This window comes from Rufibacter sp. JT3400010, assembly GCF_054956755.1.
In genome coordinates, this window is the sequence record NZ_JBUDXA010000014.1 from 1 (window position 1) to 22,130 (window position 22,130).

Annotated in this window: 21 protein-coding genes; 11 read left to right on the forward strand and 10 right to left on the reverse strand. The window is 51.1% G+C overall.

The annotated features are described in order from the left end of the window. Positions 1–14 precede the first annotated feature (14 nt). Positions 15–1,046 carry a class 1 fructose-bisphosphatase gene (gene fbp, locus ACY0JR_RS13510; protein WP_462634627.1) on the reverse strand — a complete coding sequence of 344 codons (1,032 nt, stop codon included), beginning with the start codon at positions 1,044–1,046 and terminating at the stop codon, positions 15–17. Positions 1,047–1,168: 122 nt separating this feature from the next. Here fbp and ACY0JR_RS13515 point away from each other — a divergent pair, with 122 nt between their 5' ends. From ACY0JR_RS13515 to ACY0JR_RS13535, 5 genes are all read left to right on the forward strand, one after another. Then, the gene (locus ACY0JR_RS13515) at positions 1,169–2,446 is read left to right on the forward strand and encodes an aspartate kinase (RefSeq protein WP_462634628.1); all 1,278 of its coding nucleotides are present in this window, start codon (positions 1,169–1,171) and stop codon (positions 2,444–2,446) included. A gap of 260 nt (positions 2,447–2,706) precedes the next feature. Beyond that, positions 2,707–3,336 carry a peroxiredoxin gene (locus ACY0JR_RS13520; RefSeq protein WP_462634629.1) on the forward strand — a complete coding sequence of 210 codons (630 nt, stop codon included), beginning with the start codon at positions 2,707–2,709 and terminating at the stop codon, positions 3,334–3,336. Between the two features lie 250 nt (positions 3,337–3,586). Then, entirely contained in the window at positions 3,587–4,843 is a 1,257-nt protein-coding gene (locus ACY0JR_RS13525; protein ID WP_462634630.1) for a 3-deoxy-D-manno-octulosonic acid transferase, read from the forward strand. Beyond that, complete coding sequence (gene rsgA, locus ACY0JR_RS13530) at positions 4,840–5,763, forward strand: ribosome small subunit-dependent GTPase A (RefSeq protein WP_462634631.1); 924 nt, start codon at positions 4,840–4,842, stop codon at positions 5,761–5,763. Before ACY0JR_RS13525 ends, rsgA begins: the two co-directional genes overlap by 4 nt. A gap of 197 nt (positions 5,764–5,960) precedes the next feature. Next, positions 5,961–6,419, forward strand: coding sequence for a peptidylprolyl isomerase (locus ACY0JR_RS13535; protein WP_462634632.1), 459 nt, complete (start codon positions 5,961–5,963; stop codon positions 6,417–6,419). A 109-nt stretch (positions 6,420–6,528) separates the two neighbouring features. Here ACY0JR_RS13535 and ACY0JR_RS13540 read toward each other — a convergent pair whose 3' ends face one another. Together ACY0JR_RS13540 and ACY0JR_RS13545 are read right to left on the reverse strand one after the other, a co-directional pair. Further along, positions 6,529–7,287, reverse strand: a complete 759-nt coding sequence (locus ACY0JR_RS13540) for a ZIP family metal transporter (RefSeq protein WP_462634633.1) — start codon at positions 7,285–7,287, stop codon at positions 6,529–6,531. A 194-nt stretch (positions 7,288–7,481) separates the two neighbouring features. Further along, positions 7,482–9,023: a sigma 54-interacting transcriptional regulator gene (locus ACY0JR_RS13545; protein WP_462634634.1), complete on the reverse strand. Its 1,542-nt coding sequence runs from the start codon at positions 9,021–9,023 to the stop codon at positions 7,482–7,484. Between the two features lie 334 nt (positions 9,024–9,357). On the opposite strand from ACY0JR_RS13545, the gene ACY0JR_RS13550 reads away from it, so the two are divergent. Further along, on the forward strand, positions 9,358–9,537 hold the full coding sequence (locus ACY0JR_RS13550; RefSeq protein ID WP_462634635.1) for a hypothetical protein: 180 nt from the start codon (positions 9,358–9,360) through the stop codon (positions 9,535–9,537). Between the two features lie 49 nt (positions 9,538–9,586). On the opposite strand, the gene ACY0JR_RS13555 is transcribed toward ACY0JR_RS13550, so the two are convergent. Next, positions 9,587–10,687 carry a vWA domain-containing protein gene (locus ACY0JR_RS13555; RefSeq protein WP_462634636.1) on the reverse strand — a complete coding sequence of 367 codons (1,101 nt, stop codon included), beginning with the start codon at positions 10,685–10,687 and terminating at the stop codon, positions 9,587–9,589. Positions 10,688–10,960: 273 nt separating this feature from the next. Here ACY0JR_RS13555 and ACY0JR_RS13560 point away from each other — a divergent pair, with 273 nt between their 5' ends. Next, the gene (locus tag ACY0JR_RS13560; RefSeq protein WP_462634637.1) at positions 10,961–11,251 is read left to right on the forward strand and encodes a DUF427 domain-containing protein; all 291 of its coding nucleotides are present in this window, start codon (positions 10,961–10,963) and stop codon (positions 11,249–11,251) included. Between the two features lie 138 nt (positions 11,252–11,389). Here ACY0JR_RS13560 and ACY0JR_RS13565 read toward each other — a convergent pair whose 3' ends face one another. After that, positions 11,390–12,373, reverse strand: coding sequence for an acyl-ACP desaturase (locus ACY0JR_RS13565; protein WP_462634638.1), 984 nt, complete (start codon positions 12,371–12,373; stop codon positions 11,390–11,392). 184 nt (positions 12,374–12,557) lie between these two features. On the opposite strand from ACY0JR_RS13565, the gene ACY0JR_RS13570 reads away from it, so the two are divergent. Further along, on the forward strand, positions 12,558–13,352 hold the full coding sequence (locus ACY0JR_RS13570) for a class I SAM-dependent methyltransferase (RefSeq protein WP_462634639.1): 795 nt from the start codon (positions 12,558–12,560) through the stop codon (positions 13,350–13,352). After that, entirely contained in the window at positions 13,339–14,802 is a 1,464-nt protein-coding gene (locus tag ACY0JR_RS13575; protein WP_462634640.1) for a N,N-dimethylformamidase beta subunit family domain-containing protein, read from the forward strand. The genes ACY0JR_RS13570 and ACY0JR_RS13575 overlap by 14 nt, the downstream gene beginning before the upstream one ends. Here ACY0JR_RS13575 and ACY0JR_RS13580 read toward each other — a convergent pair. The 5 genes from ACY0JR_RS13580 to ACY0JR_RS13600 form a co-directional block, all read right to left on the reverse strand. Then, positions 14,726–15,694, reverse strand: coding sequence for a glycosyltransferase family 2 protein (locus ACY0JR_RS13580; RefSeq protein ID WP_462634641.1), 969 nt, complete (start codon positions 15,692–15,694; stop codon positions 14,726–14,728). The genes ACY0JR_RS13575 and ACY0JR_RS13580 overlap by 77 nt on opposite strands. Beyond that, the gene (locus tag ACY0JR_RS13585; RefSeq protein ID WP_462634642.1) at positions 15,691–16,968 is read right to left on the reverse strand and encodes an MATE family efflux transporter; all 1,278 of its coding nucleotides are present in this window, start codon (positions 16,966–16,968) and stop codon (positions 15,691–15,693) included. Before ACY0JR_RS13585 ends, ACY0JR_RS13580 begins: the two co-directional genes overlap by 4 nt. 120 nt (positions 16,969–17,088) lie before the next feature. Further along, complete coding sequence (locus ACY0JR_RS13590; RefSeq protein WP_462634643.1) at positions 17,089–18,195, reverse strand: DegT/DnrJ/EryC1/StrS family aminotransferase; 1,107 nt, start codon at positions 18,193–18,195, stop codon at positions 17,089–17,091. Between the two features lie 21 nt (positions 18,196–18,216). Then, positions 18,217–19,137, reverse strand: a complete 921-nt coding sequence (locus tag ACY0JR_RS13595) for a GNAT family N-acetyltransferase (protein ID WP_462634644.1) — start codon at positions 19,135–19,137, stop codon at positions 18,217–18,219. Between the two features lie 182 nt (positions 19,138–19,319). Beyond that, a complete protein-coding gene (locus ACY0JR_RS13600) occupies positions 19,320–19,523 on the reverse strand; it encodes a hypothetical protein (protein ID WP_462634645.1) in 204 nt (67 codons plus the stop codon). Between ACY0JR_RS13600 and ACY0JR_RS13605 the strand changes: the two genes are divergently transcribed. Beyond that, positions 19,522–20,115 carry an IMPACT family protein gene (locus ACY0JR_RS13605; RefSeq protein WP_462634646.1) on the forward strand — a complete coding sequence of 198 codons (594 nt, stop codon included), beginning with the start codon at positions 19,522–19,524 and terminating at the stop codon, positions 20,113–20,115. The two genes, ACY0JR_RS13600 and ACY0JR_RS13605, sit on opposite strands and share 2 nt — an antisense overlap. A 136-nt stretch (positions 20,116–20,251) precedes the next feature. Continuing rightward, positions 20,252–21,391 (forward strand): magnesium/cobalt transporter CorA, encoded by a 1,140-nt coding sequence (corA, locus tag ACY0JR_RS13610; protein ID WP_462634647.1) that lies wholly within the window; start codon positions 20,252–20,254, stop codon positions 21,389–21,391. The last annotated feature ends 739 nt before the right edge of the window (positions 21,392–22,130 follow it).

The following is a 22,130-nucleotide window of genomic DNA, read 5'->3' on the forward strand; positions in this document are numbered from 1 at the left end:
CAAGGGTAAAACGCTTAAACGAGCTCCGTAGCCCGCACGCGTCTTTCTCGGCCAACCAGTAAGTTTTCCACCTCGTTCACCATGTCCTTAGAGCCAATGTAGAAAGTACAGCGCTGGTGCAGTTCAGAAGGCTGAATCTCCAGAATGCGGTTGCGTCCGTCAGAAGCTTTTCCGCCGGCCTGTTCCACCAGAAAAGCCAGCGCATTGCACTCATACAACAGCCGCAGTTTGCCGCCCGGCGATTTCAAGGTATTAGGATACATGTAGATACCGCCTTTCAATAAATTCCGGTGGAAATCTGCCACTAGAGAGCCGATGTAACGGGCGGCGTAGTTCCGCACGCGGCAAAGCTCTACGTAATCTTTGATACTCTCTGGGAAGTGGTTAAAGCCGCCTTCATTTACAGAGTATATATTGCCGTTCTGTGGCGTAGTGATGTTAGGGTGCGACAAAAAGAACTCGCCTAGCGAAGTTTCATAGGTGAAGCCGTTCACGCCGTTGCCGGTGGTGTACACCAACATGGTGCTGGAGCCATAAATCACGTAACCAGCGGCTACCTGCTCGGTGCCTTTCTGGAAAAAGTCTTCCATGGTGGCTTCTGTGCCGATTTCGGAAATACGGCGGTAAATGGAGAAGATAGTGCCAATGGACACGTTCACGTCAATGTTAGACGAACCATCTAGTGGGTCAATGGCCACAATGTATTTGCCTTTGTTGTTGCCCGTATGGATGACCTCCTCTTCTTCCTCAGAGATGATGGCGCAAACCTCGCCCCCGTTGCGCAAAGCCCGTATGAACCGGATGTTGGCCACCACATCTAATTTCTGCTGGTCTTCTCCCTGCACGTTCTGTTTGCCGTACGCTCCTCCTATATCTGTCAGGCCCGCGTGGTTAATGGCGCGGTTTACTATTTTTGCCGCCAAGGCAATGTCGCGGAGTAATTGAGAGAGTTCACCGGTGGCATACGGGAAATCCTCTTGTTTCCGCATGATGAATCTGTCTAGGGTAGTGCCAACCGGAAGCGCCAGGTTCTCTTGATGTGTCATAGGAGTAGGTTAAGAAGTGATCAGATAAAGAATGATAGCTTACTTATATAATTACAAAATTAACAATAAACTTGACAATAGAAAGCACCCGTTTAACACCATTTCAAAATAACTGATATTAAATGCTAGTTTATAAATTTGGAGGAGCATCAGTAAAGAATGCCGATGCTTTTGAAAACGTACTTCACATTCTTACCAGACAACCGTCTACGGAGAAACTAGTGGTAGTGGTCTCAGCCATGGGCAAGACCACCAATGCGCTGGAGAAAGTCTATCATCTTGCCTTTCAGGGCGAACACTACGCCGAAGCCCTACAGGAAACCCGGCAATACCACCAGCAAATTGCGCAGGAACTGTTTCCAAATCCTAAGCACCCGGTACACGCTACCGTGCAGAATCAGTTCGATTTTTTAGAAAACACCCTTAGGACCGTAACTCCTGCTGACTTTGACCAGCAATACGACCAAATCATTAGCGTGGGCGAACTGCTCTCCAGCCTCATTCTGCACCATTTTCTGGAAAGTAAGGGCTTTTCAAACTATTGGCTGGACTGCCGCGACTACCTGCGCACCGATGCTACCTGGCGCGAAGCGCGCCTGGATTGGGACTTCACCGAACAACAGATACAGCAGCACCTTCCCGCCTTACTGGAAGAGAAGCCCATCATTACGCAAGGCTTTATTGGCCGCACGGCAGACGGCGCCACTACTACCCTGGGCCGTGAAGGCTCTGATTTCAGTGCGGCCATTTTCGCCTACTGCCTGCAAGCCGAGTCGCTCACCATTTGGAAAGATGTGCCCGGCCTGCTCAACGCCGACCCCAAGTTGTTCCAGGAAACCATCCGGTACGAGGAGATTGCCTACCAGGAAGCCATTGAAATGGCGTTTTACGGGGCTTCGGTCATCCATCCCAAAACGGTACAGCCGCTAGCCAAACGCTGCATTCCGCTGCACGTGAAATCATTTCTGCACCCAGACCAGCCCGGCACTGTGATCTGGAACTGCCAGCATGAGCGCATCGCGCCTTCTTTTATCCTGAAACAGAACCAATGCCTGCTCTCCTTCCATACTAAAGATTTCGGGTTTATCTCTGAGCAGCACCTCAGTTCCATTTTTCAGGCCTTGAGCAAACATCGGCTTAAAATCAACTTGATGCAGAACTCCGCCATTTCCTTTTCTACCTGTATTGACGCCGATGCGCAGCGGGTGGAGGCTTTGAAAGCAGAACTGGCGCAGGAATTCGTGATTCTGTATAATGAGCCGCTGCATCTGTTCACCATCAAGAATTATGACCAGCCCAGCCTGGAAAAACTAACCCAGGGCAAAGAGATTCTGCTGGAGCAACGCAGCCGCCTCACGTACCAGTTCGTTTGTCGGCCTACGGGCACTTTTCCGCTTTAGCCGCTTTAAGGCTGTTTTAGATAAACCGGCCTTAAAGCGGCTGGTAAGGTTTTCCTCGCAGACAAGACCCGTTGGAGCATTTTCAGACCGGCTGCACTATCCCTAAAGAAACCGAAGTATCCATAAAGTTTACGCACTCACTTTCTATCTTTTTTGCAGGGTAAACGGTAGCGCCGTACCTTTGCACCCGCAAAAGCGACGGAGTTATTTTGGCTTCGGCGCAGCAACACACCACAGAACCATTTAACAGTACCCATCACATGGCAGTATTAGTAGGTAAAAAAGCACCATCTTTCAAAGCTACCGCGGTAGTAGACTTAGAGTTTGAAGAGGATTTTTCGTTAGACCAGTACATTGGCAAGCAACACGTAGTGTTCTACTTCTACCCAATGGACTTCACGTTTGTATGCCCCACTGAGATCATCGCGTTTCAGGACCGTTTAGAAGAATTCACCCGTAAAGGCGTAGCCGTGGTAGGTTGCTCAACCGACACGCACCAGTCACACTGGGCCTGGTTGAACACGCCACGTGAAAAAGGCGGCATTGAAGGCGTTACGTACCCGTTGGTAGCCGATGCTACGAAAACCATCTCTTCTAACTTTGATGTGTTGGCTGGTCACTATGACTACAACGAAGAAGGTGAACTGATTTTTGTGGGTGAGCCAGTGGCTTACCGCGGTCTGTTCCTGATAGACAAACAAGGCATTGTACGCCACCAGGTAGTAAATGACATGCCGCTTGGCCGTAGCATTGACGAAGCCCTACGCATGGTAGACGCCCTGCAGTACTTCGAAGAAAAAGGCGAAGTTTGCCCAGCCAACTGGTCAGAAGGCAAAGAAGGCATGGAAGCTTCTCACGAAGGCGTTTCTTCTTACCTGGCTACCCGCTAGTCTCCTCTTTTTAAACTGATTTTGAAAAAGCTCCCGCTCTAAACGGGAGCTTTTTTATTGCGCTGTTTACAGGCTTCTTTCCTGAAAAAGGGCTTAAAACGTCTGTCTTGGCAGCAGAAAGGCCAGTTAAGTCCTTCTGGCTGTGCCTGCCATAGAATTCCGCAGTATCTTTACCTTGCAGATGGCTTAAAACAGCCCCAAAACGGTTGCGGCTAGTTCCCATTCAGTACTCAATAACCCTATTTAAGGAATGTCAAAGATTCTATACGAAGTTGGTGTGCGGGCCTATGGCTTGGGCGTGAGACTGGCTGCTCCTTTCAGCCCGAAGGCGGCAAAATGGGTAGACGGCCGCAAGGAGGTTTTCAAGGAAATAGCCCAGAAACTGCAACACAACACCGCCCCCGTAGCGTGGTTTCACTGCGCCAGCTTAGGCGAGTTTGAACAGGGCCGCCCGCTGATAGAAGCCTTCAAGCAAAGATTCCCCGACTACAAGATTGTCCTCACGTTCTTCTCGCCCTCGGGGTATGAAGTCCGAAAGAACTACGCCGGGGCTGATTTTATTTTTTACCTGCCGCTAGACACCACCCAGAATGCCCAGCAATTTGTCTCTTTGGTGAAGCCTGCGTTCGCGGTTTTTGTGAAGTATGAGTTCTGGCACCACTACACCAAAGCCCTGCACCAAAAGCAAATTCCACTATTTTCGGTTTCGGCCATTTTTAGGCCCAATCAGATTTATTTCCAGAAGAACGGCGGATTTTACCGGCGTATTCTGGCGCGTTTCACGCATATTTATACCCAAAACGAAGCATCGGCTGAGCTGCTGGCCAGCATTGATTTCACCAACGTAAGTACCGCCGGTGACACGCGCGTAGACCGGGTGTTGCAAACGGCCAAAAACGCCGCGCCCATTCCCCTGGCTCAGGCTTTCAAAGGAATGTCGCCCGTGATGGTGATTGGCAGTAGTTGGCCAGAGGACATGCAAGTACTCCTCCCCTTCATCAAGGAACAATTGCCTTCCCTCAAATTCATTATTGCGCCGCATGAAATCAAAGACAAAGAGTTAGGCGAGTTAGAAGCACAGTTCCCTGGCCAGACCATCCGGTTTTCGCAGGCTGATGCGGCTACCGTTGCCTCGGCCCGTATTCTGCTCATTGACAATATTGGCATGCTGTCCAGTTTGTACCAGTACAGTGATTACGCGTACGTGGGTGGTGCCTTCGGGAAAGGGCTGCACAACACGTTAGAACCAGCCGCCTTCGGACCACCCATTTTCTTCGGGCCAAAATACGCCAAGTTTCAGGAAGCCATAGATTTAGTGGAAGCGGGCATTGCCTTCAGCGTACAATCCACTCAGGAACTGAGCGCCAAGTTTGAAGCCCTACACCAGCATCCTGCTTCGCGCGAAAAAATCAGGGCAGCCACCCAGACATATCTGCAAAAACAGGCAGGAGCCACAGACCGTATCTTAACTTCGTTGGAATATTGGTTACCTTCGCGGCAGGTATGACAGGCACAGTAGTAAAATCGACGGGTTCTTGGTATTTGGTGCGCGACCACGCAGATGGTTTGCTGTACAAATGCCGCCTGCGGGGAAAATTCAAAAACAAAGGATTAAAGGTGAGCAATCCCCTCGCCGTGGGCGATGAAGTAACCCTGGAACCCGAGGGAGGCGAGCAGCAGGGCGTCATCACTGAAATCAAACCTCGGCGCAACTACATCATCCGGAAGTCTACCCACAAGGCCCACCACGCCCACATAGTGGCCTCCAACCTGGACCAGGCGTTTCTGGTGGTGACCTTGGTTTCGCCGCGCACTTCCTTCGGGTTTATTGACCGCTTTCTGGTCACCGCCGAGGCCTATCAGATTCCGGCCATTCTCCTGTTCAACAAACTGGATTTGTATGACGAGGAAGCGCTGGGCTACATGAACCAGGTCATGCAACTCTACCGCCAGATTGGTTATCCCTGCTATCCGCTTTCTGCCCATACGGGCGAAGGTCTGCCTCAGGTGCAGGAATTGCTGGCGGAGAAAGTCTCCCTTTTCACCGGTCACTCCGGGGTAGGCAAAAGCACCCTGGTGAACGCCCTAGTCCCTGATCTGGACATCAAAACCTCCGAGATTTCGGCGTTCTCAGACAAAGGCGTGCACACCACCACCTTCGCCGAGATGTTTGAAGTAGGAACCGGCACTTTCCTTATTGATACGCCCGGCATCAAAGAATTGGGCGTGGTAGAGATGAAGCGCGAAGAAATTGCCCACTATTTTCCTGAAATGCGCGCGCGCCTGAACAAATGCCGTTTCCACAACTGTGTGCACCTCAATGAGCCGGGCTGCGCCGTACAGGAAGCGGTTAAAAAAGGCAAAATCGCCCTGCCGCGTTATGAAAGTTATCTGAGTTTGCTGCAGGACGAGGATTCGCACCGTTAGAAGAGTCCTGAGTTCTGAGTCTTGAATTCTGAGTCCGATTTAAGGAAAACAGGCTTGATACGGTAGTTGGGCTGCTTCAGCGGTAGCCGTAAAATTTGTACCTTTGTAAATAGACGGAAGGGCTTGTTAGAACCATTCTTCAGGTTCTTTCTGTTTCAGTAGCACGTTAGCACATTCACTCATTAGCACATTAAAAGATGAAAACCGCAGAAATCCATACCCAAAAGGGTGTCATGAAAGTAGAGTTCTACGAGAAAGACGCTCCTAAAACTGTTGAGAACTTCACCAAACTGGCCAAAGAAGGTTTCTATGACGGCCTTACGTTTCACCGCGTATTGCCAGACTTCGTGATTCAGGGTGGTTGCCCTAACTCCCGCGAAGGCGCGAAAGGCATGCCCGGCACCGGCGGACCCGGCTACAAAATTGACTGTGAGCTATCCGGCGAAAACCAGTACCACGACCGTGGTGTGTTGTCTATGGCGCACGCCGGCCGCAACACTGGTGGTTCACAGTTCTTCATCTGCCACAGCCGTAACAACACCGCCCACCTGGACCGCAACCACACGTGCTTCGGGAAAGTAGTGGAAGGCCTGGACGTAATTGACACCATCAAAGCTGGTGACAGAATCCAGAAGATTGTAGTAAACGAGGCGTAAGCTGGAGAGACAGGAAATTTTCCTGTAGTATCCCGTTCCATAGAATAGCCGGAAGACGCACGTTTTCCGGCTATTTTTGTATAAACTGCTTTAAAACGTGGCCCGGAGTTTAGGCACCCACGTGGCTTAACACAAAAGCCGTCAGGAAACCCAGTACGGTGATGAGGCCGGTGAGGTCATGGGTTACTTCTACGGCCTCGGGAATCATGGTGTCCGAAATCATGGCCAGAATAGCCCCGGCAGCCAAGGCCGTAGTAGCGGCAATAATGGTAGGGGAAAGTCCGCTGAACACTGTGTAGCCCAGCAGTGCCGCCACCCCAGATATAAGCGCGATGGCGCCCCATACGCCAAAGATGTAGGCTTTAGACCGATTGGCTTTCTTCATGCCTACCGCGCTGGACAGCCCTTCGGGCACGTTAGACAGGAACACCGCGGCCACTACCGCAAAACTCACTTTACTCCCTGAGATCATACTGATACCAATGGCAATGGACTCGGGAATGCCGTCAATCAACGCGCCAATGGCCAAAGCTAAACCGCTGCCCTCATCTTCGGCCTCAGAGACTTGCTGCTCGCCAGAACGTTTCCGGTGGTGCGCGCCCTGTTTCTTCAGCAGCCAATTCGCCGCCGTGTACACCAGGGCCCCGCTCAGGAACCCAATAGCCGTCGCCCCGAAACCACCCTGTTCATAGGCTTCGTCCATCAAATCAAAGGCCAAGGCAGAGATCAGAACCCCCGCCCCAAAAGCCATGACACTGGAAGCAACCTTTGCCGAGACCTTCACATAATACCCAATGCCTGCGCCAATGAGCAAGGCCGCGCCGCCCAGTAATCCCCATAAAGTTGCCTGTAACCAGATTGGTAGCATGTTATCTATAGTTAATAGGTAGCCTCCTCACTTTTGTAGAGCAGGGCTTTGCTTCCTACGCGCCAGGAAAAGGATGGTTGAAAAGAAGAGAGCGGAAGCAGCATTAGTACTCAACCAAAAACAAAGCGCCGAAGCAAAAAATGCTTCGGCGCTTTGGTAAACTTGGGTTTAAAGCCTGCTTTTAGGGAAACAGCTTAATAACGGTCATTGTCGTCATCGTCGTCCTCTTCTTCGCTGAGGGAGAAGCCGCCGCCGGAGAACATGCTGCTGAGCAGGTCTTTGAACTGGAGACCGGCCGTGAGGCGGTTGCGGGAAATCAGACTGTATTCAGCTAGGCCGTGCAGACAGAACTCCATCCAGAACAGATGCTCGGCTTCGTTCTTGGGGGTGGGCTGGAACTTGGTCACCACGTCAGAAAGACCGGGCACTTGGTTCAGTTCGCGTTTGTACTCGGCGTCTGACGCATCATTGAGCAGGTCCAGGGTGTGGCCATCTGAGAACCAGGCGGTCACTTTCTTGTACGGGTCTTTCTCTTTCTGCTTCTTGAACTTGTCTGGGTCTGGGAAGTAATGCAGAAACTGCGTTCTAATGGCTTTGCCCATTAACCGGTAAGCCACGCCCCCGGCTCCTTCCTGCTCGCCTTCGTACACCAATTCCACTTTGCCGGTTACCGCCGGAACCGCCGCCAGAAAATCTGCGATACGCACGTGGGTAGAAGTTTCTCCATTGATGAGCACGCGTCTTTCGGCGGCACTCACCACACTTTCATACGCCGAGATGGTGAGACGGGCCGAGACTCCGCTTTTGGCATCTACGTACTCGCTCTCGCGGGCTTCAAAGGCAATCTGCTCTACCAGGTCATGGATGAGTTCATGGCCTTTCACACGTTCTTGCTGGGCAGTGGTAATACGCGCCTCCTGCTTGGTGATGCTTTTCCCAATCTCAATGCTCTTAGGATAGTGCGTGATGATCTGGGAGTCAATGCGGTCTTTGAGCGGCGTCACTATAGAACCCCGGTTGGTGTAATCCTCTGGGTTGGCGGTGAACACAAACTGAATGTCCAGCGGAAGTCTGATCTTGAAACCTCTGATCTGGATGTCGCCTTCCTGCAGAATGTTGAACAGGGAAACCTGAATACGGGCCTGCAAATCTGGCAGCTCATTGATCACGAAAATGCCGCGGTGCGCCCTCGGGATTAACCCGAAGTGAATCACGCGCTCATCTGAGTACGGCAGTTTCAACGTGGCCGCTTTGATTGGATCGGCGTCACCGATTAAGTCTGCCACCGATACGTCTGGCGTGGCCAGTTTCTCGGTGTAGCGTTCGTCACGGTGAAGCCAGCTTACGGGAGTATCATCGCCGTGGTGCGCAATTTGGTCCAATGCATAGCGGGAGAGCGGCTGCAGAGGATCGTCATTCAGTTCGGAACCAGCTACTACGGGAATGTACTCGTCCAGCAGTTGCACCAACAGTCGTGCAATACGGGTTTTGGCTTGTCCGCGTAAGCCCAGTAGGTTAATGTGGTGGCGACTCAGGATAGCGCGTTGCAGGTCTGGAATCACAGTTTCTTCGTAGCCGTAAATGCCGGGGAACACTTCCTCGCCGCTGCTTAGCTTTTTGATAAGGTTGGCGCGCAGTTCTTCTTTCACGCTTCGCGGCTCATAGCCGGCGGCCTTCAGTTGGCCCAGGGTCTTGATTTTTTGCAGTTGCTCTGCAGGTATATCGGTATAAAGCATGTGCTTAGTTTACAGTTATAATTGGGATAATGTCTCTTGAAGTACGTATATTGTTGAAGTAATCTCTATCAAGCAAAAACCAGATGCGTCCTTTGTCACTCTCTTCCTTGTTGCCCATACTGGCTCGTTTGGTTACGTTTGCGGGTCTTTTCATGATTCTGACGAAGGACTACAACGTCTACCTTGCCTTAGGTCTTGTCTTCGCCGGAGGCATGTTGAGCCTTTATTCTCACTTCTTCCGTCGTAAAAAATTAGATTTGTAGTTGTTCGTTTCTGGCTTAAATCCTTAAAATAAACCCGAAACGAAAAACTCCCTTCGCCCTACAGAACCCACATGAAAAAATCTTCTTTCATCTACTTTGCGGGCTCAGCCCTAGCGGTGATAAGCGCTGTCTTACGGATTTCTCAGGTGATTGACCGACCTATCTTTTACACGTTGTTTAGCGTAGCCTTGGCACTAGGTATCTGGGGAAATGAGTTACGCCGGCGGGATATCAAAAAAGGCCAGCGTTGATACGTTTTTAACCCATTTACCATAAAACAGCCGCTAAACACTCATCAGGCTACATCCGTTTTTTCTTGTTTCGCCCGTAGTCCCGGAACACCAGATCTCCCAGACCTTTGAGGCTGCTGTAGTATGCCTGCCCGTTGTTCACCTGGGTAAATTCTTCCACAAACTGCTGCAGGTACGGATCTGAGGCGATCATGAACGTGGTGATGGGAATGCCCAGCCTACGGCACTGTGCCGCCAGGTTCAGCGTCTTGTTCACCACTTTCCGGTCCAACCCGAAACTATTCTTGTAGTATTTCAGCCCTTCTTTGAGACAGGTGGGTTTCCCGTCTGTAATCATGAAGATCTGCTTGTTGCTGGTTTTTCTCCTGCGCAGCAGGTCCATGGCCAGTTCCAGTCCGGCTACGGTGTTAGTGTGGTACGGCCCCACCATGAGGTACGGCAGGTCTTTCACCGTAATTTGCCAGGCATCGTTCCCGAACACAATAATATCCAGGTTATCTTTGGGGTACTTGATTTTGACCAGTTCGGCCAGGGCCATGGCTACTTTCTTGGCGGGCGTAATACGGTCTTCACCGTACAGAATCATGGAGTGCGAAATGTCAATCATGAGCACGGTGCTGGTCTGCGTTTTGTGCTCGCGCTCGGTTACCTCCAGGTCTTGCTCGGTGAGAAAGAAATCATCGGCGATGCCGTGCTGAATCTGCGCGTTGCGGATAGACTCAGTGAGTTCAATCTGCTCGGGCGCATCACCAAAGCGGAACTCGCGGCGATCAGCCGAGGCTTCGTCGCCAATGCCGGTTTTAGGCGTGGTGTGGTTTCCGCGGCCGCCGCGCTTCAGTTTCCCGAAGATTTCTTCCAGCGCACTTTTCCTTATTTTCTGCTCGCCCTTGGCCTGTAGTTTGAACTGCCCGTCTGGGCCTTTATCATCTATGTACCCGTTTTTCTTGAGGTCTTCAAAGAAATCGCCCAAGCCATAGGAATCGTCGGTGAGGTTGTAGCGTTTGTCCAGTTCACTCATCCAGGACATGGCTTCGGCCACATCACCGGCAGTGAGGGTAATCAATTGGAGGAAAATCTGGAGCAAAGATTCAAAGCTCTTGTCCTTGGGTTCCTCCGGCACATAATCAGTAAATCTATATCCGGCTGCCATACATTTCTTCTTTACGAGGCACAAGATACTAGACGGAAGACACAGGACTTACCTGCCAGGCACTATGCTTTTCTATACCATATCCAACCCAGGGCAATAGGCTAGCCGAAGGCGGAAATTGAAAAGTTCTTGGGTCTTACATCCTCTCTCTTGTCTCTATTTACTAACAACGTGTAAACGGAAATGTTCTTGTGAAAGGTAACCTTCTCTCTTAAAAGGAGTAAATAACAGAAATAAGTCCTATGTATTCATCAACATAATCCTATTTAAACTATGCGCGCTATCTGGAAAAATACGGTTCTTGCGGAAAGTGACACCACTATTGAGGTAGACGGAAACTATTATTTTCCGCCTTCTTCGCTACGTTGGGAGTTCTTCAAGCCCAGCAACCGGCATTCTGTCTGCTCCCGCAAAGGAGAAGCCTCGTATTTTTCAGTGCAGGTGGGCCATTTCGAAAACCCAGATGCCGCCTGGACCTACCCCAAACCGCAGGAGGAAACCGCCAAAGAAATTGAGGGTTTCATTGCCTTCTGGAAAGGCGTTCAGGTAGTAGGCAAAAACTAACGTAACCTTTTCTCTTCTGGCAATTACGGTTGTTTCATAGTTTATAGATGGTGCTTGGAAACACAAACGCCCTTCAGATGTCTGAAGGGCGTTTGTGTTCTATTTTAGGAAAAACAAGCCGAAAACGGCTTTGCTCTCTTAGTTGTCAATCCATTTGAACTTGTACTGCAGTTCTGGAACGCGCAAACGGTCTGCCACGCGGCGCAGGCGGTTAGGCAGGGCCATCAAGTAATCGCGGGCCTTTTCACCGGCTTCGTTCAGACCGGTCATGCTGGAGATTTTCCACTCTCTGATAAGCGTCTCCATGATTTCCACGTAGTCTGATGAGGTGTACACACCAATACGTTGGGCGGCATCTGTGAAGTGTCCGAAGGTCTGGCCCTGGTCAATACCCAGTTCGCGCAGGTAATGAGCGGGCATCACAATCTTCTTGCGCATCATGTCTTCAAAGGCCAGCATCATTTCTGACGGGTCTACCTCAAAGATTTTCTTCACGAAGGTTTTGTACGCCTTAGCGTGGCGTCCTTCATCGGCGGCAATGTAGTTACAAATCCGCGACAGCGTGGTTTCACCGGCTTGTTTAGCCAAAGCCCCCACGCGGCGGTGCGATACGTTGGTGGCCGTTTCCTGGAACGAGGTGTACACGAAGCTGCGGTACGGGTCATCATCGGTTTGGATATCCATGCCGTCGGCAATGAGGTATTGGGTAGACGCTTCCATCTGGCGCATGTCAATGCGGCCGGAAAGGTAGAGGTAACGGTTAAGCAAATCGCCATGGCGGTTTTCTTCCGAAGTCCAGCCGCGGTTCCATTTCATCCAGGAACTGTCAGGATTCATGTTCACTTCCTTGATGTTCATGATCCAGCTCTCATAGGTAGGCAGGGCCTCCTCGGTGATGGTATCGCCAATCAAGACCGCAAGCAGGTCATAGGAAAGCTCCCGGGCGCGCTCTTTCAACTCACGGACTTCGTCAAAGAAGGAGTCCATTCTAGTGTCGGGCAGAAAATCTGCGGGCTGCCAGCTATCTTCCACAGACTTCAGGAACTCCGGCAGGGCCGTATCCAGGAACTTCTCCACATATATCATCACCTCTGAACGGGTGGCTAAGACATTATTAATCATAAATTCTTTAGATATGGAAGAACAAATATATCACAATTTAAGCAGAATGCTTGGGTACCCAGCGGAAGACTTGCGTTTTACAGCTTTTCCAACACCACCTTTCCAAGTCTTTACATACGTAAAACTCTCGTGCAGGGTGTCAGTATTTATCACGGGCTGGTAAAACAAGGGGTTTTATTTATCTTTGAATAATCCCTTACCCGCCTTTATGCCTTTGCCGCTGTTAAAGAAGATGCTTCCGGCCCACGCCCGGCTTTCTTTGCGAAAGCTCTTCTGGCTTTCCAGGGCCTGGCTGTACCTGGGCGACAAGGTCTTTTGCCCCTTGTGCGAAGGTTCTTTCAGAACGTTCCTGCCCTTCGGGAGTGAGCGCCGGCCACAGGCTCTTTGCCCCCGCTGCCACACCGTAGAGCGCCACCGCCTGCTGTGGCTATACCTGCAGGAGCAAGTGAAAATAGAGGAACGGCCCTTGCATGTGCTACACATGGCGCCGGAGCCGATTTTACAAAAACGCCTTAAAAACCTCCCAAACTTAACCTACCGCAGCGCCGACCTGACCTCGCCGGTCGCCATGGACCACGTAGACCTGCAGGCGCTGCCCTACGCCTCGGCCTCTTTTGACCTGATTCTTTGTTCCCACGTGCTGGCCCACGTGCCCCAAGATAAACAAGCCCTGCAGGAACTGCGGCGCGTCCTTCGGCCGAATGGCCAGCTTTTATTGCAGGCCCGTCTGCACCCCCAGGAAAAAACGCTGGAAGTTCCTACCGCCGTCACGCCCCAACAACGGGCACAGGCCTACGGCCAAGCCGACCGGTTCAGAAACTACGGCCAGGATTTCGCCCAGCGGGTGGTTTCGCAGGGGTTTTATGTAAAAGAGGTGGAATACGCCCTTTCGCGCGCGCCAGAACAACAAGCCAGATTAGGACTTGGCCAGGGCGAACGCATCTTTGTCTCCACACTGCTGGCGCATGAAACTCAGTAGACGGCCAAGCCGATTTTTGCCTGTGGTTACTTCCCTGCTGCTGAAAACTGTTGGCCCTCTAAAGCACTTTGCCTGGCGATTACGGCCGAAGCCCTCTCTGCCCATGGACGTGGTTACCCCAGACATGGTGCCACAACCGCTGGAAGGGTACACAGACAAGCTTTTCTACAGGCCCGGCGAAACCGTCCCGTTCCATCTAAAGGCCGATTTCCCGCAGAACACCCTTCGTTTGCAGCATTACGTGGCAGACAATGAGTGGCAGGAACTAACCCAGCACGTATTTGACCAATTGCCACAGCAGGAAACCATGCAGGAAGCGCAGGACGGTTGCCACTGGTCTATTGGCTGGCAGTTCCCGTTGCCTTTGACCGCTGCCCCCGGCTATTACCGCGCTGTATTGACGAACCCAACGGTAGAAGGTTCTTCCGAGATTCATTTTCTGGTAGGCACGGCTGCTCCCGCCTCCAAGGTGGCCGTTCTGGCCCCGGTTACCACCTGGCTGGCGTACAATGCCTACGGCGGCCAGTCTTTCTACCGGAATGCGCTGGGCGAAGGTTATGCCCCCTTCGTCTCTGCCCTGCGCCCCAACACCGCCCTCACGTATTCGTGTACCAATCCCTTACAGCATAACCTCCGGATTGAGGCCAACATTTACCATTGGTTTTCCCGGCACCACAGTGCAGACCTTTACCCAGATTATTATCTGGAAGCCCAACCTGAGCTTTTCAAAAACTATCAGGTGCTGGTACTCGCCTATCACGCCGAGTATTTCTCGGAGAAAATGTATGCCGCATTAAGAAACCTAGTGTTTCAACAGCGCAAATCCTTAGTCGCCTTGGGCGGAAATCAGGTGTACTGGCAGGTACGCTGGCACCACAATTTTACGCAGTTAGAATGCCGGAAAAACGGCTCTTTTTTCAAAAACGAAGCAAAAAGAGGCTGCCTCTGGCGGCACACCTCGCATATGGAGGCCCAGCTTTTAGGCTCCCAATTCACCGAACCCGGCATGGGCACCTATGCCCTGTACCAAGTCCTTCATCCCGACCATTGGCTTTTTAAGGGTACCCGCGTCAAAAAAGGAGATTTCTTCGGAGAAAAAGGGCTAGATGATTTACCTATTTGCGGCGATGAGACGGATAAAACAACCTGGAGCACTCCTGCCCAGACCATTGTGCTGGCAAAGGGATTAAACAAAACATCCGCTGATGCAGGAACAATGTACAAAGAAGAAGACGCTGCCTGGAACGGCGCGGGCGGCGGAGAGATAACCTACACCGAGTTTTCTATGGAACATGCCGTCTTGAACACCGGCTCCATTCAAAGTGGCTCCGGCTTGGGTACAGACCAGGTTTTCACGCGCTTGATCCAGAATTTTATGCAGAAGTACCTCCGTACTTCCACCGGTGGTACCAACTTCTCAGGAACTGCAACGGCACCTGCTTCTTCGTAAGCACCTGAAGAATTTTGCAGGTAGTGGTCATACCCTGCTCTTCTTCCAACAGTTGTAAAAGTTGGCTAGCTTCCGAGTAATTAGCGGTCAGGTAGGCGTGCCGCGCCTCATACTTTATTCTGGTGCGTAAGGCCTCTTTTTCTTCCGGAGTTTTAATCAATCTTTGCGCCTTCTGGATGATTTTTATAGTGGACGCTAACTGCTTGTCTCCTTTCTGGTACACTTTTCTGGAAAGTGAATTCGCATGTATCCGGCGTTTGCACAAGGGCTGGTCCAGGAAGTGATACTGCCAGTTACGCGCCGACCTCACCCAGAAATCAAAGTCTTCATAGGCCAGTTCGGGGTCATAGCCGTGCAGTTCCTCCAGCACCTGCCGGCGTATCATCATGGTGGGCGGACAAATAAAATAGCGGCCTAAAACGTCCGTAAATACATCGCCCTGGGCGGGGAAAGGAGCTAAATATCCTGCCGCTGACCGTGAATAGAAAAAGCCCAGGGAAGCAGATTGTTCGTCTATCAGTTCGGCATCTGTGTAGACTACTCCGTAGGAAGCAGGCAGTTGCTGGAAGGCCGCTACTTGGCGGGCCACCCGCTCGGGGTGCAGCACGTCATCGGTGGCAAAATCAATGATGAATTCTCCTTGGCTCAGTTGCAGGGCCTCATTGAAAGAAGCGCAATTGCCCACATTCCGGCTATGCCGAATAAACCTGATTTGCGGAAACTGCTCCACATACGCCTGTATGATTTCTACACTTGCATCTGTACTCAGGTCATCTACCACCAGCACTTCCAGGTTAGGATACGTTTGCGCCAAGACAGAGTCCAGGGCCTCGCGCAGGAAAGCGGCGTGGTTGTAGCAAAGGCAGATAACAGAAACCAGCGGTGCGTTCATTTGGAAAAAAGATAGGAACGGAACAAATACAGATGAAACACCAAATATAGACCGTAACGAAGCATGTGTGCCACGGGTAAACCCTCTACGCCCAGTAACGGCATCAGCCACGCCACCAGCGCCACATAGACAACCCCTGACCCCAGTTGCGTGAGCATGTACAATTTTACGCGCGCCTGTACGGTAACAATATACGAGAGTACCCACGCGGTCATTTTCAGGAAATCTCCCAGTAACTGGTAGTCCATCAGGTCACGGGCGGCCAGAAACTCTTGATGGAACAGAAGTTTGATGAAAAAATCCCGCTGCCACCAAAAGAACAGGAGCCCTGCCCCAACGGCGGGTACCAACAGGAAAAACACGCTTCTCACATACTCCCGAAGCGCCTCGGGCTGGGGGAGCAGCGCTGCTATTCTGGGGTAATACACCATTCCCAGTACGGAGATGTACACCATGGTGTAACTGTCTGAGATTTTAGCCACTGACTGCCAGAGCCCTGTCTCTAGTAGGGAGAACTCCTGGATGGCCATTTCACGCACCACAAAGTCTACCAGTTTAGCCCCCACCAACGTAGAGAGCGCCATGACCAGAAATTTTCCTAAGTCTTTGAAAACCCCTGGCTCCAACTTCTGTTGCCACTTCGGTACCAATCCTTTATAAAGCACCACGCTTAACCCTACCACGCCACTCACACTTTGTCCGGTTAAAAACAGCACAAGCGCCTGGGAAATTTCTACCCGTCCTACAGCCCACCACGTAACCAGAATACTGATAAAACTGGTAAACAAGCCTATAAACACGTAAGGTCGCAATGCCTGCCGGGCCAACAACACCGCCAGCCAAAACAACTGCAGCAAGAGCAACACAAACAAAAAGGGCAATACCCACAAGTAAAAGCCGCTTTGCTGGGGCAGAAGTTCTTCACTGAAGCGCTCCAGAAAAAAGGAAGGAAATAAAAGCAGGGCACCCACGCCACCCAGAAAGGTGAGGGCATTGAGAAAAAGTCCGACCCAGAAATAAGAACCGTAGGCCCGGCTCTTTACCTCGTGCTGGGCTAAATGCCGGATCAACCCTACATTGATGCCGCTATTGGGAAGCGTGGTCAACAAGGCAATCAGGTTCTGGAAATGGGCCAGCAACGTGATGCCATGCGGCCCGTAGTACACAGCAAATAACTTGTTAATCACAAGCGCACCGCCCGCCCTGGCAACCGTAGAAAGGCCCGACCAAACTGAATTCCCCAAAAATTGCCGCAAGTGCTGCTTTCGCGCCATGGTGCAAACTACGAAGAATTTACGGCTTCTGGTGTAACTCACTCGGCTGGCTCGCGCTATCCGGTTTCAGGCTCCTTTCCAGAAAACAGCGCAAAAGCAACGGAAGAAGCAGGCTGGCTTTCAGCCGAAGAAATGCCGGATCTTTTCTATGACGTAGGCTTGCTCCTGCGTGGTCATGCCAGGGAAAAGAGGCAGACTCATGCTGGTATTGGCGAGTTCCTCAGTAAGGGGGAAATCTCCTGGGCGGTAGCCCAAGTGCTGGTAGGCGGGTTGCACATGCGGCGGCACCGGGTAATGCACCAACGTCTTTATGCCCTTCTTTTCGAGAAACTCCTGCAAAGCATCTCGGCGGCTGGTCCTGACTACATACAGGTGATAAATGTGGTCTGTGTGAATAGAAGACACCGCAGGCAAACAAAGATCTCCTACGCCGGCCAATGCCTGATGATAGGCAGCCGCCAGCCGTTTCCGCTCTGTATTCAGGGCCTCCAGACAGGAAAGCTTCACTGACAATACCGCGGCCTGAAGAGAGTCTAGTCTTGAATTTACGCCTGCCTGCGCATACTCATACCGCCTGGACTGTCCATAGTTATGGTATTGCCGAACCCAATTGGCCATCCTTGCATCTTGGGTCACGACTGCGCCGCCATCGCCAACGGCACCCAGGTTTTTGGTGGGGTAGAAACTGGTGGCATTTACTTTCCCAAACGTGCCTACCGGCCTTCCTTTATACAGGGCACCTTGCGCTTGCGCGAAATCCTCTACGAGTTCCAGATTATGGGCACGACAAAGAGCCAGCAGTCCATCTATTTCACAGCTTTGGCCATATAGATGGATGGGCAGAACCGCCTTGGTTCGCAGGGTGATTACCGGCAAAACAGTCTCCGCGGTTATATTGTAAGATAAGCCATCAGGTTCTACAAACACGGGCCTGGCCCCCACCTGCTGCACGGCATTGATGGTAGCAATGTAGCCATTGGCGGGTACAATTACTTCATGCCCAGGGCCTACCCCCAACGCACGCAGACTTATCACCAGGGCATCATATCCGTTTCCTACCCCAATTACTTCCCCACCGCCCAAAAATTGCCCAAACTCCTGCTCAAAGGTGGTAACTGCTGGTCCTAAGATGAGTTGGTTTTTCCGAAGTTCGGTCAACAAAACATCTTCTATTCGCTGCTGGAGCCCGGCCGGAAAATCACGAAATTCAAAGAATGGAACTTTCATCAGCAAATATGATAGGCAGTATTAAGCAATCTCTAGCACGAATTGTTCCTGTAGCATTGCCCGTGCACCCAAGCTTTCCTTAAACTTATACAGGGTTTCATTGTCCCGGGAGGTACCTAAGCTAAAGAACCGCTTTTTGTCTTTAAACTCCTGCACAAGCGAATGCACCAGATAAGGTAACGCACGGTACTTTTTACCGGCGGCGGTCATGGCGGTATATTGGGTATGTACCACTTGCTCCGTTATATAAAGCAGGATGCCTCCCAGCAACTCCCCTTCCAGGTAGATTTCTTGTAGTTGTATGTTCTCTGGGAAATGGCTTACCAACCAAGTTACTTCCTCAAGCGAATGCACCGGCGATGCCTGGTATTTCAACTTCAAAAGAGACGTCAGTACTTCCATGAAAGGGCCATACTCTTCATTCCTTTTCACAACCATCCCCATTCTTTTGGCCCGGTTTATTGCCCAACGTACCGATGGACTATAAGGAGGTTGTGCAGAAGCAAGATCAATGACTGAAATGACATCTCGGCGTACCGGCACCGCCCCCAACTGGTGTAAAACACTCAAATCCTCACAAGTGGGAATTACATGGTAACACGCCGGTACCGGCCTATACTGCAGCTTTCTGTATCCTTTCGCCTTCATGTAAGCGCCCAGCACAGCAAAGATACTCCTTACGTCTGCCAACGATAATTTAGGCTCCATTAACAATCCGCCAAAGGTTAACCCGTCATGACTAATTAATGATTCCTCTGCTTGATGCGCCGGTAAAACTGCTACTAACACCTGCTTCTTAAAGAACAGAAGCGATTCATCTTGAAAACGGTCTCCGTGGTACTGCAAATAACGTCTGCTGAACATGAAATGCCCGTTCTTGGCCTTCAGAATAAAAGCCTCCCATCGCATTTCATGCTCAGGTGTATATTTTACCACCTCCACTATAAAACTCTGTTTAATTCAATTGAAAGCCGTTGTTCCTGATAGGTAGAAACCAAGAGCCCCTCACTAGATTCACCTATTGTCTTAAACTCAAGCAAGTGGGGCAGTTTCATGCAGGCACATTCATTGGCTGGCAAATATACACCGTTTACCCATAAGGTTTAGAAGAGGAACAGGATTGCCTATGTTTCATAACGGAAGTAGTCTGTTCCTTTCATCAATACCCTGAATTGAATAAACGTATATGCCAGTGGTTCTTTTCGCGAGTTCTCTCTTTTTTCAGGTCGGGCTTTTTCTGCCATCAGGTCTTTCAACTCCTTTCCCTCAAACCAGCCATAAACCAGCAAGCCTTCTATTCTGATTCGTTTCGTACTTTTGCTTTCCATGGAGGACACCTACCGCACCATAGCCGCGCCCGTGGAGGGTTTGTACAAAGAGAAAGGCAGTAAGTTCATCGCCAAGGCCTACCCGGTGCGTACCGAGGAAGAGATAAAGGACGTTCTGCAGGCCCTTCGCAAGGAGTTCTTTGACGCCCGCCACCATTGCTACGCTTACCTGCTGGGAGCCAACAAAGCCACGTACCGCGCCAACGATGACGGCGAACCCAATCACTCGGCCGGAGATCCTATTCTGGGGCAGATCAGATCTTTGGGGCTGAGCAATGTGTTGGTGGTCGTGATCAGGTATTTTGGGGGCGTGAAACTGGGGGTAGGTGGTCTGATCCATGCCTACAAAACCGCTACGGCCGAGGCCTTGGAGCAGGCGGAGGTGGTGGAAGAGCATGAAATGGCGCTTATCACGGTGCAGTTTGGGTACGAACGGATGAACGAGATCATGAAGGTGGTGAAAGACCTGGACCTGCCTGTACGGGAGCAGGATTTCCAACTGGATTGCCGCTTAAAGGTACAAGTCCGGATGAGTCTGGTGGCGCAAGTGGAAGGTCTGCTCCAAAAAGGCGGCGGAACCCTTCTCCCCTGAAAACAAAAGCTTCCCCCTTTTCGGGCTGTTTTAAGAAAAGCAGCCCATAAGCAGGTTTATCCCTCCCTTTCCGGTTTACGTATCAAGTCCAACTTACCAGCTGAAACGCGTCTCACACCCATCGTCCAGAACCCACATGCGCATACTTCCGACTTCTAAAAAGCCCCAGAAACAGCCTACCAAAAGCATCTTGGAAAGAAGCGTGGGCCAGAAACCCGGCTCCTTAACGGTTTCGGCGCAAGCCCTCACGCCACGGCTATTTTTGGTGTCTTTTAACGAACACACGCATGAAGCGCGGGAATTCTCTGACTATGATGCCCTAATGCAGGCCTTTCACCAGGCCCCGGCCTCGGCCCGCCACTGGATTGACATTAGAGGCTATGGCAGCGTTCCCATGCTGGAGCGCATCATGGCAGATTTCCAGATTCACCCCTTGCAGATGGAAGATGTGATCAATGATTACCAGCGGCCCAAAGTGGAGGAAGACCAGAACCGCCTGTTCATTGTGTCCCGCATGATCACGTTCACGCCAGAACACAAGATAGACGATGACCAGCTCTCCCTTTTCACCGGTTCCAATTATGTCATCACGTTCCAGAGCGATTACGAAGACTGCCTGGACCCGCTGCGGGAACGCATCAGGGTTGGGAAGGGGTCCATCCGGAAGAAATCTGTGATGTATGTGGCCTACGCCATTCTGGATGTGGTGCTAGATCACTATTTCCCGGCCATGGCGCAGTTGGGCGAGTACGCCGAGGAACTGGAAGACTGCCTTTTTGAGAACCCCAGCAAAAAGCTCTTGAGCCAGATTCTGGATCTTAAGCGGGAAGTGGTGAAAATACGCCGTATTGTGTGGCCAGAGCGAGACAAGATCAATGAAATTATGCGCATGGATGATCACCTCATCCCCAACGAACTCAAAATCTACTTCAAAGACATTTACGACCACGCCATCCAGCTCATGGACCTGGTAGACAACTACAAAGAGATTACCAGCAGCCTCACAGACCTGTACCTGTCCAACGTGAGCAACCGCATGAACGAAGTCATGAAAGTGCTCACCATCATCTCCACCATTTTCATTCCCTTGAGCTTCATAGTGGGGCTTTACGGCATGAACTTCTCCCGCGAAAATCCCGAAGGAGGCATCAATTACCTGAACATGCCTGAGTTGTACCAACCCTACGGCTACGTTACTTTACTGGGCATTATGGGAGTCATAGTAGCGGGCATGATCTACTATTTTTACCGAAAAGGCTGGCTTACCAATCAGTAAATCACCCACAGATTAAGTTTGTATTCGACCTGAAATCAGAAAATAAGCCCGAAAACGCTTTACACAGAAGTTCACGTTAGTGCCATTGTTGAAACGATTGGGGGTGCTTTGAAGGAAACAAAGGCGTGTTAGAACCCACCCCTCCCCTCCTAGGAGGGAAATACTCTTTTTCAGTAGATGGTAAAGCGTATGACCGGCAGGTGTAAACTGCCCCCTTCGCCCCCTTCATAGGGGCAGGGCCGTTAAGTTCTAAAAATATAGCTGGTTCAAGTTTGCAACTTGGACCTAAAATGAGCTGAAGTTTGCAACTTCAGTGAGGCGATAGCCTCAAACTGTGCAAGAATGGTAATGGGCTTCACCTTATGAAGGCTTTAAAGGGTAGAACTTAACGGCCCTACCTTCAAAGGGGGAGTATCTGCTTTTAGAGGGCTAAAGTAAGGTAAAATCTGTAAACCATTGGAAGCAATGCGTACTAGAGACAAGGCTGTGCCTGGTCTCTACGATACCTGATAACGTCTTCCGCTACTTTCTCCTGTTCCAGTCTTCCCTGAGCGCGCCTCGCTTTTGGCCTTGGAATGGCAAAACTAAGCGCAATGGACAAGGCAGGCCGAAAGGGCAGTGCGCGAGGGGAAGACGGGGCCTCGCGGCCGTGAGCGCTTACCGTCAACGATGAAACTACCCAGCACTTGCATCCACGCAAAAAGCCGCTAAGCCAAGGGAACAGCAAACTGCGTAAACC

What these genes read in the sequence shown, in the direction of transcription:
- ACY0JR_RS13525 (WP_462634630.1), top strand. Translation starts at nt 3,587, where the DNA reads ATGTCAAAGATTCTATACGAAGTTGGTGTGCGGGCCTATGGCTTGGGC.
- ACY0JR_RS13515 (WP_462634628.1), top strand. Translation starts at nt 1,169, where the DNA reads ATGCTAGTTTATAAATTTGGAGGAGCATCAGTAAAGAATGCCGATGCT.
- ACY0JR_RS13605 (WP_462634646.1), top strand. Translation starts at nt 19,522, where the DNA reads ATGGAGGACACCTACCGCACCATAGCCGCGCCCGTGGAGGGTTTGTAC.
- corA (WP_462634647.1), top strand. Translation starts at nt 20,252, where the DNA reads ATGCGCATACTTCCGACTTCTAAAAAGCCCCAGAAACAGCCTACCAAA.
- ACY0JR_RS13575 (WP_462634640.1), top strand. Translation starts at nt 13,339, where the DNA reads ATGAAACTCAGTAGACGGCCAAGCCGATTTTTGCCTGTGGTTACTTCC.
- ACY0JR_RS13565 (WP_462634638.1), bottom strand. Translation starts at nt 12,373, where the DNA reads ATGATTAATAATGTCTTAGCCACCCGTTCAGAGGTGATGATATATGTG.
- ACY0JR_RS13580 (WP_462634641.1), bottom strand. Translation starts at nt 15,694, where the DNA reads ATGAACGCACCGCTGGTTTCTGTTATCTGCCTTTGCTACAACCACGCC.
- ACY0JR_RS13520 (WP_462634629.1), top strand. Translation starts at nt 2,707, where the DNA reads ATGGCAGTATTAGTAGGTAAAAAAGCACCATCTTTCAAAGCTACCGCG.
- ACY0JR_RS13550 (WP_462634635.1), top strand. Translation starts at nt 9,358, where the DNA reads ATGAAAAAATCTTCTTTCATCTACTTTGCGGGCTCAGCCCTAGCGGTG.
- ACY0JR_RS13600 (WP_462634645.1), bottom strand. Translation starts at nt 19,523, where the DNA reads ATGGAAAGCAAAAGTACGAAACGAATCAGAATAGAAGGCTTGCTGGTT.
- ACY0JR_RS13555 (WP_462634636.1), bottom strand. Translation starts at nt 10,687, where the DNA reads ATGGCAGCCGGATATAGATTTACTGATTATGTGCCGGAGGAACCCAAG.
- ACY0JR_RS13540 (WP_462634633.1), bottom strand. Translation starts at nt 7,287, where the DNA reads ATGCTACCAATCTGGTTACAGGCAACTTTATGGGGATTACTGGGCGGC.
- ACY0JR_RS13545 (WP_462634634.1), bottom strand. Translation starts at nt 9,023, where the DNA reads ATGCTTTATACCGATATACCTGCAGAGCAACTGCAAAAAATCAAGACC.
- ACY0JR_RS13590 (WP_462634643.1), bottom strand. Translation starts at nt 18,195, where the DNA reads ATGAAAGTTCCATTCTTTGAATTTCGTGATTTTCCGGCCGGGCTCCAG.
- ACY0JR_RS13585 (WP_462634642.1), bottom strand. Translation starts at nt 16,968, where the DNA reads ATGGCGCGAAAGCAGCACTTGCGGCAATTTTTGGGGAATTCAGTTTGG.
- fbp (WP_462634627.1), bottom strand. Translation starts at nt 1,046, where the DNA reads ATGACACATCAAGAGAACCTGGCGCTTCCGGTTGGCACTACCCTAGAC.
- rsgA (WP_462634631.1), top strand. Translation starts at nt 4,840, where the DNA reads ATGACAGGCACAGTAGTAAAATCGACGGGTTCTTGGTATTTGGTGCGC.
- ACY0JR_RS13535 (WP_462634632.1), top strand. Translation starts at nt 5,961, where the DNA reads ATGAAAACCGCAGAAATCCATACCCAAAAGGGTGTCATGAAAGTAGAG.
- ACY0JR_RS13560 (WP_462634637.1), top strand. Translation starts at nt 10,961, where the DNA reads ATGCGCGCTATCTGGAAAAATACGGTTCTTGCGGAAAGTGACACCACT.